Annotated in this window: 15 protein-coding genes; 5 read left to right on the top strand and 10 right to left on the bottom strand. The window is 29.0% G+C overall.

Annotated features, from left to right (window positions below; genetic code table 11):
• Positions 1 to 2 precede the first annotated feature (2 nt).
• A complete protein-coding gene (mvk, locus tag KMP69_RS04005) occupies positions 3 to 953 on the top strand; it encodes a mevalonate kinase (protein WP_214400645.1) in 951 nt (316 codons plus the stop codon).
• On the opposite strand, the gene KMP69_RS04010 is transcribed toward mvk, so the two are convergent.
• The 5 genes from KMP69_RS04010 to cbiM all read right to left on the bottom strand — a co-directional run bounded on the left by KMP69_RS04010 (position 950) and on the right by cbiM (position 4,097).
• Entirely contained in the window at positions 950 to 1,258 is a 309-nt protein-coding gene (locus KMP69_RS04010; protein ID WP_214400646.1) for a 2TM domain-containing protein, read from the bottom strand. The two genes, mvk and KMP69_RS04010, sit on opposite strands and share 4 nt — an antisense overlap.
• A gap of 60 nt (positions 1,259 to 1,318) precedes the next feature.
• Positions 1,319 to 2,164 carry an ATP-binding cassette domain-containing protein gene (locus KMP69_RS04015; protein ID WP_214400647.1) on the bottom strand — a complete coding sequence of 282 codons (846 nt, stop codon included), beginning with the start codon at positions 2,162 to 2,164 and terminating at the stop codon, positions 1,319 to 1,321.
• A gap of 26 nt (positions 2,165 to 2,190) precedes the next feature.
• On the bottom strand, positions 2,191 to 2,994 hold the full coding sequence (gene cbiQ / locus KMP69_RS04020) for a cobalt ECF transporter T component CbiQ (protein ID WP_214400648.1): 804 nt from the start codon (positions 2,992 to 2,994) through the stop codon (positions 2,191 to 2,193).
• 105 nt (positions 2,995 to 3,099) lie between these two features.
• On the bottom strand, positions 3,100 to 3,387 hold the full coding sequence (locus KMP69_RS04025; protein ID WP_214400649.1) for an energy-coupling factor ABC transporter substrate-binding protein: 288 nt from the start codon (positions 3,385 to 3,387) through the stop codon (positions 3,100 to 3,102).
• Between the two features lie 2 nt (positions 3,388 to 3,389).
• Entirely contained in the window at positions 3,390 to 4,097 is a 708-nt protein-coding gene (cbiM, locus tag KMP69_RS04030; RefSeq protein ID WP_214400650.1) for a cobalt ECF transporter S component CbiM, read from the bottom strand.
• Between the two features lie 331 nt (positions 4,098 to 4,428).
• On the opposite strand from cbiM, the gene KMP69_RS04035 reads away from it, so the two are divergent.
• From KMP69_RS04035 to nifB, 3 genes are all read left to right on the top strand, one after another.
• The gene (locus KMP69_RS04035; protein WP_214400651.1) at positions 4,429 to 5,064 is read left to right on the top strand and encodes a HoxN/HupN/NixA family nickel/cobalt transporter; all 636 of its coding nucleotides are present in this window, start codon (positions 4,429 to 4,431) and stop codon (positions 5,062 to 5,064) included.
• 91 nt (positions 5,065 to 5,155) lie between these two features.
• Complete coding sequence (locus tag KMP69_RS04040; protein ID WP_214400652.1) at positions 5,156 to 5,560, top strand: hypothetical protein; 405 nt, start codon at positions 5,156 to 5,158, stop codon at positions 5,558 to 5,560.
• A gap of 83 nt (positions 5,561 to 5,643) precedes the next feature.
• Complete coding sequence (gene nifB, locus KMP69_RS04045) at positions 5,644 to 6,561, top strand: FeMo cofactor biosynthesis protein NifB (RefSeq protein WP_214400653.1); 918 nt, start codon at positions 5,644 to 5,646, stop codon at positions 6,559 to 6,561.
• Here nifB and KMP69_RS04050 read toward each other — a convergent pair.
• Together KMP69_RS04050 and KMP69_RS04055 are read right to left on the bottom strand one after the other, a co-directional pair.
• Positions 6,558 to 7,718 carry a YcaO-related McrA-glycine thioamidation protein gene (locus tag KMP69_RS04050; protein WP_214400654.1) on the bottom strand — a complete coding sequence of 387 codons (1,161 nt, stop codon included), beginning with the start codon at positions 7,716 to 7,718 and terminating at the stop codon, positions 6,558 to 6,560. The two genes, nifB and KMP69_RS04050, sit on opposite strands and share 4 nt — an antisense overlap.
• A gap of 785 nt (positions 7,719 to 8,503) precedes the next feature.
• Positions 8,504 to 9,769 (bottom strand): tRNA(Ile)(2)-agmatinylcytidine synthase, encoded by a 1,266-nt coding sequence (locus tag KMP69_RS04055; protein ID WP_214400655.1) that lies wholly within the window; start codon positions 9,767 to 9,769, stop codon positions 8,504 to 8,506.
• Between the two features lie 117 nt (positions 9,770 to 9,886).
• Between KMP69_RS04055 and rpiA the strand changes: the two genes are divergently transcribed.
• Positions 9,887 to 10,594, top strand: coding sequence for a ribose-5-phosphate isomerase RpiA (rpiA, locus tag KMP69_RS04060; RefSeq protein WP_214400656.1), 708 nt, complete (start codon positions 9,887 to 9,889; stop codon positions 10,592 to 10,594).
• A 14-nt stretch (positions 10,595 to 10,608) separates the two neighbouring features.
• Here rpiA and KMP69_RS04065 read toward each other — a convergent pair whose 3' ends face one another.
• Genes KMP69_RS04065 through KMP69_RS04075 form a run of 3 tightly spaced genes read right to left on the bottom strand, consistent with a single transcriptional unit; the run spans position 10,609 to position 12,870 of the window.
• Complete coding sequence (locus KMP69_RS04065) at positions 10,609 to 11,985, bottom strand: PFL family protein (RefSeq protein WP_214400657.1); 1,377 nt, start codon at positions 11,983 to 11,985, stop codon at positions 10,609 to 10,611.
• A 22-nt stretch (positions 11,986 to 12,007) separates the two neighbouring features.
• A complete protein-coding gene (locus tag KMP69_RS04070; protein ID WP_214400658.1) occupies positions 12,008 to 12,247 on the bottom strand; it encodes a DUF4040 domain-containing protein in 240 nt (79 codons plus the stop codon).
• A 5-nt stretch (positions 12,248 to 12,252) separates the two neighbouring features.
• Positions 12,253 to 12,870, bottom strand: coding sequence for a ThiF family adenylyltransferase (locus tag KMP69_RS04075; RefSeq protein WP_214400659.1), 618 nt, complete (start codon positions 12,868 to 12,870; stop codon positions 12,253 to 12,255).
• Between the last annotated feature and the right edge of the window lie 56 nt (positions 12,871 to 12,926).

The following is a 12,926-nucleotide window of genomic DNA, read 5'->3' on the forward strand; positions in this document are numbered from 1 at the left end:
TTATGATAGTTGAAACTCCCTCAAAAGTTATATTATTTGGAGAGCACGCAGTTGTTTATGGATATAGGGCAGTGTCGATGGCTATCAATTTAACATCAACTATAAAAATTAATAAAATCAATGAAAGAAAAATAATATTAAATTTAAAGGATTTAAACAAGTCATTAAGTTTAAATTTAAATGATACAAAAGATTTAAATATTTCAAATTTAGATAATAATTTGAGTGATTTTAAATATTGCCTCTGTGCTATAAAAAATACATTAAATTACCTAAATATAGAACCAGAATTTGGCTTTAAAATGGAAATTTCTTCAAAAATTCCCGTGAGTTGTGGCTTAGGCAGTTCTGCCTCAATAACTGTTGGAACTATAAGGGCTGTTAGTAAATTTTATAACAAACCTCTTAAAGATGATGAAGTTGCAAAACTTGGTTATTTGGTAGAGAGAGAAGTTCAAGGAAAGGCGAGTATAACAGATACTTTTACAATAACATATAGAGGTATTTTAGAGATAAAAAATAACAAATTTAAGAAAATTAAAGGCAGTTTTGAGGAATTTTTAAAAAGTTGTAAATTTTTAATAGTTTATGTTGAAAAAAGGAAGAAAAAAACTGCTGAGTTGGTTAATAAGGTTGCCAAAATTAAAGATAAAGATATAATATTTAAAAAAATTGACGAAATAGTTGAGGAGGCATTAAAAACAAAAAATAAAGAAGATTTTGGAAGATTAATGACAAAAAATCACGAACTTTTAAAAAAATTGAATGTTTCTACGCCAAAACTTGATAAAATTGTTAATATTGGAAATATATATGGATATGGAGCAAAATTAACTGGTGCTGGGGGAGGGGGATGTATTATAATATTAGTTAATGAAGAAAAAGAGAATGAGTTAATAAAAGAATTAAATAAGGAGAATGTAAAAATCTTTAAGTGTGAGATGATGAATTAATTTTGATGTATATTATTTTTTAAAATTTCTCTTGCTCTATATTCTGCTCTTGCTTCTATATCTTTAAGAATATTATCTATCCAATGAATACCATATAGGTAGTGTATTAATAAACCTATACCCCAAAATATAAGAGGATATATGAACCAAATTTCTTTAGGAGTGTATAGAAGGTTATCAACTATAAACATTGCATTAACTATTATGTAGATTATTAAATGAATTAAAAATTTCCTTTTCTTTTTTTCTTTTATTATTTCTCTATATACTTTTTTATAGACATCCAAAGGTATTTCACTTACCATTTAATACCACCAGTATTATTCTATGTATAATTATATTTATTACTTCAGATATTTATAGATTTATACTTGACACTTTTCTTTTATAAATTCCAATAGATTTCTTCTAACTTCTCCAATTGTATATCCCAACTTAATGGGAATATTATCCTTTTTATTTAAAATTTCAACTAAATGTGCCACTCTTGGTAATCTTAAATTCGCCTTTCTTATTGTTTCAACATCACTAAAAACTTCTTGTGGAGTTCCTTCTTTTAAAATCTTCCCATTATATATAACATAAACTTTATCTGCATATACGGGAACTAAATCAACGTCATGTGTTGAGATAACAATTGTCATTCCCTTTTTATTTAAATCATAAAGTAGTTTCATAATTTGAGCTGCTCCAACTGGGTCTAAGCCAGCAGTTGGTTCATCTAAAACAATAACTTCTGGTCTCATTGCTAAGATTCCAGCAATTGCTACTCTCTTTTTTTGCCCTCCACTTAGGTGATGTGGTGGCTTATCTCTATACTCCCACATACCAACAGCTTTTAACGCCTCTTTAACTCTCTCTCTAACCTCATCCTCTGGTAGTCCTAAGTTTAAAGGACCAAATGCCACATCATCTTGAACTGTTGGAGCAAATATCTGGTCATCTGGATTTTGAAATACTAAGCCAACAGTTTTTCTAACTTCAATTAATCCCTTTTTATTATACTTTATTGGCTTTCCTTTTATTAAAACCTCTCCTCTCGTTGGTTTTAATATACCATTGAAATGCAAAAATAAAGTTGATTTTCCAGCCCCATTAGGACCTAAGATAGATACAATTTCCCCTTTTTTTACTTTAAAATTTATTCCCTTCAAAACCTCAGTTCCATCTGGATAACAAAAATATAAATCTCTTGTTTCAATTATATTCATATTTTCACCTTTAAAATTTTAAAAATTTAAAGATAATGCAAAATTAAACTGCTAACTTTAAAGTTTTGAGTTAATAAGGAGATTCCTATAAGGAAAATGTCAAAAATAGCAATTGCTAAAATATATGGAATAGGTGGATTTTTAATTCCTCCTAATAATTTTAACTTTCCATCGTAGCATCTTGAAAGCATTGATATATTTAACTGCTCTCCTTTTTCCCACGCTCTAATAAATAAATGTGCCGCTAATGCACCCAAAGATTTATATGTAGATTTTAAATTTGCCTCACCCAACCTTGACTCCTGTGCAAACTTCATTCTTTCATATTCTTCATAAAGAACAAATATATACCTATATATTAACATAGCCATATCTACAAATTCTTCTGGTAATTTTAACTCTCTCAATATGTAAAATAATTCTGGCATTGGAGTTGTTAGGGCTAAGAATAGCATACTACTAACTCCACCGAGCATTCTTCCAAATAATAAAAAACCTAAGTCAAATCCATCAATATACACTGGAATTTTAAAACCAAATATATCTATATAGAACCATACAACTTTTCCAAAAAGAAATGCAAATAATACTAAATTTAATATCCCAAAACTTAGTGGAATTCCTATAAAGACGCCATAAACTCTCTTTGGGACTTTGGCTATAAACAGTAGAATAAATGAAACGATAAAAAATATTAACATTGGAACTATAATTGACTTTGATATTAAAGAAATTATTAGCATTGAGATTGCAAAAATAAACTTTAACTTTGGATTAACATACCTTAACTTATTGTTTATAGCGATATAATCTACAATATTATGCTTCATTTTTATCACCAATTTAAAATTAAAAAATAAGAGTTAATTTTTCTTTAAATTGTAGATAAAATGTTAAAAATAAAATAAAAAGAATAAAAATTTATTTATTATTTTTTATTGAGCTAATTCTCTTTTTGCTTTGAAGTATCCTACATAGTAGCCAATGATTATAGCCCCAATTGCCGCCTGTAAAGCGAATAATAAACTCTCTATCTCTCCACTTGGTGGCTCCCAAATTGGGCTGAACCATGGATGGTATCCAGTAGATTCTATAGCCTCAGTCCCTACATCGTCAGAACCTTCAAAGTATCCCTGTTCTTCAGTTTTTCCAGCATACATTATTAAAGGAATTGCTACAATTAAACAAACTGCCAATAAACAAATAATGTGTTTAGTTTCCAAAGTTATTCACCTCCACTAACAGTAGGTTTAACATTTAAGTATGGCTCTAATTCTTTTTCTGGAACTACATTTAATTTTTTGAGAATGTCTGGTCTTAACTTCTTAATGTAGTCCCAGATTATCACAATTAAGAACCCTTCAGCAATAGCCAATGGAACTTGTGTATATGCATAGATTACTATAAACTTGGTAAATGCCGCAGTGAATGAAGGAATTGGGAATGCCAACGCTAATTGTATTGCTGTAGTTATGTAAGTGAACCAATCTCCAAATACTGCGGCAAAGAATATTGCAATATTTGAATTTAGTCCTAATCTCATACAGATTTTATATGCAATAATTGCTGCTGCTGGACCAACAATACCCATTGAGAAATCATTAGCTCCCAACGTTGTTATTCCACCATGAGCCAAAAACAATGCTTGGAACAGTAGAACAATTGCCCCTAAAACTGCAGTTATTGGAACTCCAAACAACACTGCACTCAAAGCGTTACCACATGGGTGGGAACAACTACCTGTAACTGAAGGCATCTTTAAAGAACTCAATACGAACATGTATGCTCCTGAAATAGCTACTAAAGGTTTAGCATCTGGATGTTCATTTAATAACTTTCTCAATTGGATTATCCCGTAGGCTATTACTATACCTGACAATATATACCAAAAGGCACACCACATAGGTGGTAAGTAACCTTCCATTATGTGCATGTTATCACCTATTCCTGGAGTATTTAGATATTTTTATTTCTTTATTTTTAGGTTTAATTAAAAGAAACTTTATAGATGTTATAATCATCTTTATACTATATATACTTAACGATTTTTTATTAATATTAAAGTTATGTTTAATTTTATTATTTTTAAAGAATTCTTCACTGTTTTTCATACTTTATCATACCCCCAAAAATTAAAGACATTTTTAATATTGATTAAATTATCTTTTTTAGTAATAACTTATTTATATAATAACACAATTTTAGTAATATTAGATATTACAAATTAAAAGTTTATATAAAAATATGTTATTACGGTGATTGATATGAATCTTTTATTTACAATTACTGCTTTCATACTCGGAATGTTACACGCATTAGAACCAGGACATGGGAAAAGTGTTTTAGCCGCTTACATCGTAGGGACTAAAACGAGCATAAAAGATGCTATCCTATTGGGAATAACTGTTACAGTTTCCCATACTGCAGTCGTATTCTTATTAGGAATAGTTTCAATATACTTACTGGAAAATCTAAATGTAGAAATGGTTCATGATATGATGAGTATTATAGGAGGGTTAATCTTAATAATTATAGGGATTTGGATACTAAAAAGTTATTTTCATCCACATGAGCATAAAATAGATACTAAAAAAGGAACAATTGCTTTAGGATTATCCGCTGGCTTAGTTCCATGTCCAACGGCTTTGGCAGTTTTATTATTATCAATATCCTCGGGAAATGTAATTGATGGTTTAATCTATGTGGCTATTTTTAGTATAGGATTGGCTATATCATTAACTGGATTATTAGTATTACTCATTGAAAGTAAAGAATTTATAGAGAAATATATAGGTAGTAAAAAAATTTCAAAACTTCCTTTAGTTAGTGGGACTATAATTTTACTAATTGGTCTATATACAATTCTTCATCCAGTTTTACATCCTATTTTAGAATTATAAATTTTTAATTTCAAAAATCATTATATACTATTTTTGTTAAAATTTAATAATGAAATAACCTTATAACCTTCTATATTTTTTGGTGAGTTTAATGAGTTCAACAATAACAGTTGATGAATTATTAAATAGAATACAAAAATTGGAAAAAGAAATTGAAAAATTAAAAGAAAAGAATTATACAGAAACTAAGGAAATAGCGATAAGTGTAGCAAGAGAGGAAATTAAACATCAATCATCAATAATAAAAAATGAGGTTAGAGATGAGTTAAGAAAAGAATTAGCAACGAAAGAGGATTTACTAATAGTTGAGGAAAAATTAAGAGGAGAAATAAAAGAATTAGACAAAAAGATAGTATTGCTTGAAAAGAAAATTGATTTAACAAACCAAAAAATAGACCAAAAAATAGACTATTGGATTAAAATATTAATAATTTTAATTATAATATCTCCATTTATTCCAGAAGTTTTAAAAAATATTGGGCTATTGTTAAAATAAATTTAAATGTATTTATAAATATACAAACATTTTATATCAGATGTTTTAATATATAGTATCTAAACTATGTCCAATGTGATACTATGAATGAGAACATAAAAATGTCAAAATTTGCTCATATAACTAAAGTTCATCCGTGCTTCAATGAAAAAATTCACGATAAAGTTGGGAGAGTTCATCTGCCAGTAGCACCAAAGTGTAACATTGCATGTAAATTTTGTAGAAGAAGTTTAGGAAAAGAGGCATGTGAGCATAGACCGGGAGTATCTTTAACAATATTAAAACCTGAGGATGTTGAAGAATATTTAAAAAGAGTTTTAAAAGAAATTCCAAATATAAAGGTTGTTGGAATTGCTGGACCGGGAGATAGTTTGTTTAACAAGGAAACTTTTGAAACTCTTGAAATTATAGATGAAAAATTCCCAGACCTTATAAAATGTCTCTCCACAAATGGTTTATTGTTAAATAAATACTACAAAAAATTAGCAGATTTAAATGTTAAGACAGTAACAGTAACTGTAAATGCAATAAATCCAGAAATTTTAAAAGATATAGTAGAATGGGTCTATTATAATAAAAAAATACATCATAATGTTGAAGGGGCTAAGATATTAATAGAGAATCAAATTGATGGAATAAAAAAAGCTTTTGACGAAGGATTAGTAATAAAAATAAATACTGTTTTAATTCCAGAGATTAATATGAACCATGTTGTTGAAATAGCAAAAGAATTAAAGGATTATGCATATATTCAAAATATAATTCCATTGATTCCACTATACAAAATGAAAAATATGAGACCTCCAACTTGTGAGGAACTAAAAAGAGTTAGAGAAGAGTGTGAAAAATATATTCCACAATTTAGGGCTTGCGGTCAATGTAGGGCTGATTCAGTAGGGCTAATAAAAGAAAGAAAAATATTAGAAGAATTTTTTAAAGAAAAAAATATGGAGCAAAATAAAAATTTAGATGTTTTTGAATTAAAACATTTTTCGCATTAATAGTAAAGTTTTTTAGCCCTTTGTATTGCATTTTTTGATAATCTATCCCTATCAATTGAATAAACTTCCATTTTTGGAATTATAACCCTAACTGTATCAACTCCAATTTTATTTAAATCAACATATATCAGTTTATCAAATCCATCCTCTGAAATTTTGTCCTTTATAAATTCTAAATCCTTTTTTAGGTTATACCTTGCATTGTTAGGCATGTCTGAAATATAAATCTCTTCTTCAAATTCAAACCATTTTTTATGTATCCTCTTTAATCTTTCATAAGATATTTTTGAAGTAAATTCCTTCCTTAATTTCGCATCTCTCCTAAATCCATGTAATTGAGATGCTCTACTTTGAGCCACTTCTGTTAAAGCCCTTAAAATAGCAATTTCTGGGTCTAAATGGCAACCTACACCCATACACAGCATTAAAGGATTTTTACTTGAATAATCGTCAGAAATTGCGGCAACTACTGGAATCTCAAATTCTGAAGTTAAATCCTTCAAAATTATATCAACACCAGCATTATTAAACTTTCCAATTAAATCATGTATTAATGGATTTTTAGCATCTTCAGGATTTATCTTCTTTGGAATCTTTCTAACCAACTCTGCCAAACTCCATGCATCTCTTTCAATAACCTCTAAAGTTCCATGCAATATTGCCTCATCTAAATTATTTCCACTTGCTAAACCGTTAGTATTTCCCCTAAATAGCTTACCATAAACTGGATAGAAAACAGCATCTACTGGAACATCTACAGTCTCATTATTAATTATATCAAATCCTTCCACCCATTCTTTAACATTCTCATCTGAATATTGTGGCAAAATTAAATCTTTAATGTTTATAGGATTATCTGCCTCTTTTTTAATTTTACTTTCATCGTAACTTGCTGAAAACCTTTCTATTGCCTCCATACACGCAGAAACTTTTGCTTGAATGTCAGTAGCTCCTTTTCCATAATTTATTGCTATTCCTTCTTTTTCATCAATAACTACTTTTCTTTTTAAATAATATACAGGAATTCCTAATTTATCTAAATGTTGTATATTTTTAATTTCTAATGTATTTATATCTCTTAATGTATTTTTTATTTTTTCAAAAGTCTCTTCTGGACTACAAACTCTATAACTTGCTAATTTATACTCTATTTTCATTTATCTTCAACCTCATCTTTAAATTTTATAAAAAATATCATTAGTTTTTATAAACTTACTTTTAAATACTTTTTTATATTGTATAAAAAATTTTTAATTTAAACTCAAAAAAGAGAATAAAACATTTTTGGAACAAATATGTGGAAAATTGTTTATATCCTTATTTTAATAAATCCATAGGAGGGTTTCACCCTCCTATTGGTATACCCCATTATTTTTAGTTATTATCCTTGTTTTAATGGACAACCAATTCAAACTGTTTTAATGGACTAACGATTCAAACGCTAAAACTGTTGGAGGAAAACAGTAATTTAAAGGAAAGAATAGCGTTTCCATCCTTGTTTTAATGGACTAACGATTCAAACACTACCAACTATTGCTTATTCTATATTCAAACTCCTATATAAATCTTTCTTTTAACACTCGATTTTTCTGACTGCCTGATTATCAAAGTATTTATAAGAGTAAGAAAGGTTGTGCAATAATTTTATAAATACAATACACAACCACAAACAAAAATCTCAATAATTAAAAGTTATTTCATATCTTTAAAAATAAAACCAAACTTAAAACACATAAAATAAAAGCAAACAATCAAAATCTCTAAAAAATCTAAATTTTAATCAGAAAAAATTAGTAATACTTTTTATCAATTTTCTAGTACCAAATCCAAACAACCCCTTTATAAAAGCAAGAAAGTAAAATTAATATTATTAATATGCATATTAAAAAAGTTAATAAAATTTCCTTAAGACGACTTATTAGTTGATGTGAGACCTAAAAATTTAAATCAAATCTATCAGCTGTATTGGCTTACTTAAATGCCTTCTTGCAGAGCCTGGAACTTCATAAAAGCCTATTTTTAAATCTCTCTCAACTTCTATCTTTTTAATCTCATCATATCCAATTAATTTTTTGCATTTTTTACATTTATATCCTGTTTTTTTACCTTTTGCCTTTAATGTACCTCCACAGTATGGGCATTTTTTATCCTTAATATACTTTTTTTCTAACTTTAATATCTTAATTTTTTCAATATTTATTCCTAATGGTTTTTCTCTTACAGTTCCATAAACTGCTATATAATCCCCTACAATCAATTTTCTTATAATGTCTCTAAACTTTTTCGTTGGCTCATAAGATACACAGTCAATCTTCCCAGTATTGTCAGATATTCTAAATATTACATGCCCCCCTTCTATGTCTTTTGGATTTTCAACAACTCTTCCATAAACAATAACTCCAGTGTTTGGATAGATATCTTTAATTTTCATTGGTCTTAAATGAACATCAGTTCCTTGATTTGTTTTAAATATCATGAATCTTTCTGGTTTTTCTCCTTCTATCATGTTCATAGCCTTTAATAAAATTTCAGGATTAATTCCTCTAATTCCAAATAAAACAGGACATGGGGTGTTAGGAGTTATTAAAATTTTATTATTTTCATAATCGTAGTTGTCAAATGTGTATGGAAACGTTTTCTTATCCATTTTTATAACGCTATCCTCATTAATAACTCTTTTTTTTCCCCACATTTCTTTTTTTCTATATGCCAAAAGTTCGTAAGTAAATGGTGGAGTGGCAGAAATAGCTCCTAATGCCCCTACAATCCCTCTCCCTAATTTGTATTTAATATAATCTCCTCCAATCTTTAAAATGAATTTTTCAGCGTAATCTATGCTAACTATGTTATATAAAACTTCTTTATAATATTCCTTTAATTTTTCCCTATTTTCTTTGTATTTATTTTCATCTAAAAACACTATTCCTGGATTAGTATTTTCACATTCAAAATCAGTATATTTTTCAACTATTCTAATAGTTATATCTTTAATTTCATCAATATCAGTTGAAGATAAATCTTTATCTAAAACATGTATTGCTACACCTCCATTACCTCTGGTTTTATATTTAACCATTGGATTCATTCTAATAAGTTTTGGCATATCTACAGAATAACCATTATTTTTCAATTCCTCAATTAATAAAGTGCCTATATAGGTAGTGCAATATTTATATGGACTGTCTGTATCGTCAATACCAATATACATTTAGCTCACCTTAATTTGGTATATTGATAATTACAACAAAAATATATAAATGGGATTTTAGTAATTTTTACTTCCAATAACCATATATAAAAATAAAAAACTTTACAGGGGATAACTGTGGCTAATGAGGATTTAAAATTAAAAGTGGCTAAAGAGGCATTAAAGTATGTTAAGGATGGAATGGTTGTAGGTTTAGGTTCTGGTTCTACAGCCGCTTTATTTATTAGAGAACTTGGAAACAAAATACAGGAAGAAGATTTAACAGTATTTGGAATTCCTACATCTTTCGAGGCGAAAATGTTAGCTATGCAATATGAAATTCCATTAGTATCTTTAGATGAGTATGATGTAGATATTGCATTTGATGGAGCAGATGAAGTTGAAGAAAAAACATTATTTTTAATAAAAGGTGGAGGAGGCTGTCATACACAAGAAAAAATAGTTGATTACAATGCAAAGGAGTTTATAGTTTTAGTTGATGAAAGTAAGTTAGTTAAAAAGTTGGGAGAGAAATTTCCAATTCCTGTAGAAGTCATTCCAATGTCCTATAGAGTTGTTATGAAAGCATTAACAGAACTTGGAGGAGAGCCAGTAATTAGATTAGGAGAGAGAAAAAGAGGACCAGTTATAACAGACAATGGAAATATGATAATAGATGTTTTTATGAAAAATATTGATGATCCAATAGAACTTGAAAAAGAAATTAATAACATTCCTGGAGTAGTTGAAAATGGAATATTTACAAAAGTAGATAAAGTTTTAGTAGGGACTAAAAAAGGTACTGTTTCCCTAAATAGAAATAAAAACAAACATTTAACTCTTTAATATTAATTTGGTTATTAATTAGTTAAAGATTGTAATGGTGCGGGAATTCTACCTCCTCTTTTAATAAACTTCTCAGAAGAAAATTTACTAACTTCCATAATTGGAGCTTTTCCTAATAAACCACCATAATCTACTACATCTCCAGGTTTTTTTCCTGGAACTGGGATTATTCTTACAGCAGTTGTTTTATTATTTATAACTCCAATAGCCATTTCATCTGCTATAATTGCTGAAATAGTTGATGCTGGTGTGTCCCCAGGAATTGCTACCATATCAATTCCAACTGAACAAACGCATGTCATAGCCTCTAACTTCTCTAAACTTAATGCTCCTACCTTAACAGCCTCAACCATTCCACTATCTTCACTCACTGGAATAAATGCCCCACTTAGCCCTCCTACATACGAAGCTGCCATAGATCCTCCTTTCTTAATAGCATCATTTAATAAAGCCAAAGCCGCCGTTGAACCATGAGTTCCACACTTCTCTAAACCCATTGCCTCCAATATGTTGGCTATACTATCACCCCTTGCAGGAGTTGGGGCTAAGGATAAATCGACAACTCCAAATTTAACCCCCAATTCCTTAGAAACTTCCCTTCCAATTAGCTCTCCAACTCTTGTAATTTTAAATGCCACTTTTTTAATTTCATTAGCCAATGTTCCAAAGTCGGCATCTGGAAGTTTTTCTACTACTGCCCTAACAACTCCTGGACCAGAGACACCAACATTTAGAACTAAATCTCCCTCTCCAACACCATGAAAGGCTCCAGCCATAAATGGATTGTCCTCCGGAGCATTGGCAAACACTACCAACTTAGCACATCCTATTCCATTTTTTGTTCTAAATGCTGTCTCTTTAATAATTTCTCCCATAATTTTTACAACATCCATATTAATTCCAGTTTTAGTTGAAGCAACATTTATTGAAGAGCAAACTCTCTCAGTTTTTTCCATCATAAATGGAATTGAATTTATTAATGCAATATCTTCCTTAGTGGCATCTTTATGAACTAAAGCAGAATAGCCACCTAAGAAATCTACTTTAACTTTCTTTGCCGCCTTGTCTAAGATTTCACCGACTTCTACACAGGCATTTATTTTTTCCTCACTGTCCAAATCTTTAATTGCTCCACCAATAATTAAAGATATTGGTGTAACTGCTATTCTTTTATTTACAATAGGAATTCCATACTTCTCAGATACTCTATTGGCTGTTTCTACCAAATTCTCAGCAGAAGTAGTAATTTTATTATAGATATGTTCTTTTAATTCATCCAAATCTTTTGATATGCAGTCTCTCAAACTTATGCCCAATGTAACTGTTCTTACATCTAAGTTTTCCATTCTTATCATTTTTATAGTTTCAATTATTTCCTCTGGTCTAAACATAATTATCACAATATTTTATGTTTTATTCATCAATTCTTTGTGTTCTTCTAACGGTGAAAGCAAACAAAGAGGGTAAAATAGCTCCACCAAGTATTGCTTCTGTTAAAGCTACATCTGGAGCCAACAGTGCATAGTATAAATAGGCAACACATAATCCAAAAAATCCTGATAATATAATACATTTTATTAAATCTTTCTGTAATAATGATGCTAAACTTGACAATATTGCCATTATTATTACAATGTAGTTTATAATCTCCATCAATATCACCTGGAATAATATTTTTTCCACAGTATTCTTAAACATTCAATAACCATCCTTTTGGCAATTTCATCTAATGTATAAGGAGTTATTGGCTCAAAATCTTTGATAAACTTTTCAGTTCCTACTACAATATGCCCATCTTCATTTAAATTTAAAAACTTTGCTGGACCCTTTGCATACTTAGCATCACAAACCTTTACTTTTTCATCAATGCCAAATACTCCATTAGTTCCTATCGTTTTAATACCTTTACTTTTGCAGTATTCTATAATAGCCTTTGTTGTTGGAATAGTGTCACCACCAGCGATACATATAATTGCAACATCTCCTCTAATTAAGGTTAAATTTTTTTCATTTATATTTACTTTGTAAGATTCTACTCTATCTTTAAAAAATCTTTTTATAAAATCTACTTTATACTCTCCAACATTTCCTCCTAATTTTCTATGAATAATATCGTTTTTCTCTATCTTAGCGCTGTCAAAAACATAAACTTTCTCTACTCCACCCCTATGCACTTCCAATAAATCAAATATAACTCTAACTCCTAATCTACCACAACCTATAACTGAAACCTCTCCCTTAGGAATTAACATCCTCTCTAAATCTTCAACATTCATAAGTATCTCCTATTCAAAAATATTTTATAACTAAACTTTTATATTTAGATAACTCT

Origin of the sequence: Methanocaldococcus lauensis (genome assembly GCF_902827225.1) — an archaeon.
Lineage (GTDB): Archaea > AGJL01 > Methanococci > Methanococcales > Methanocaldococcaceae > Methanocaldococcus > Methanocaldococcus lauensis.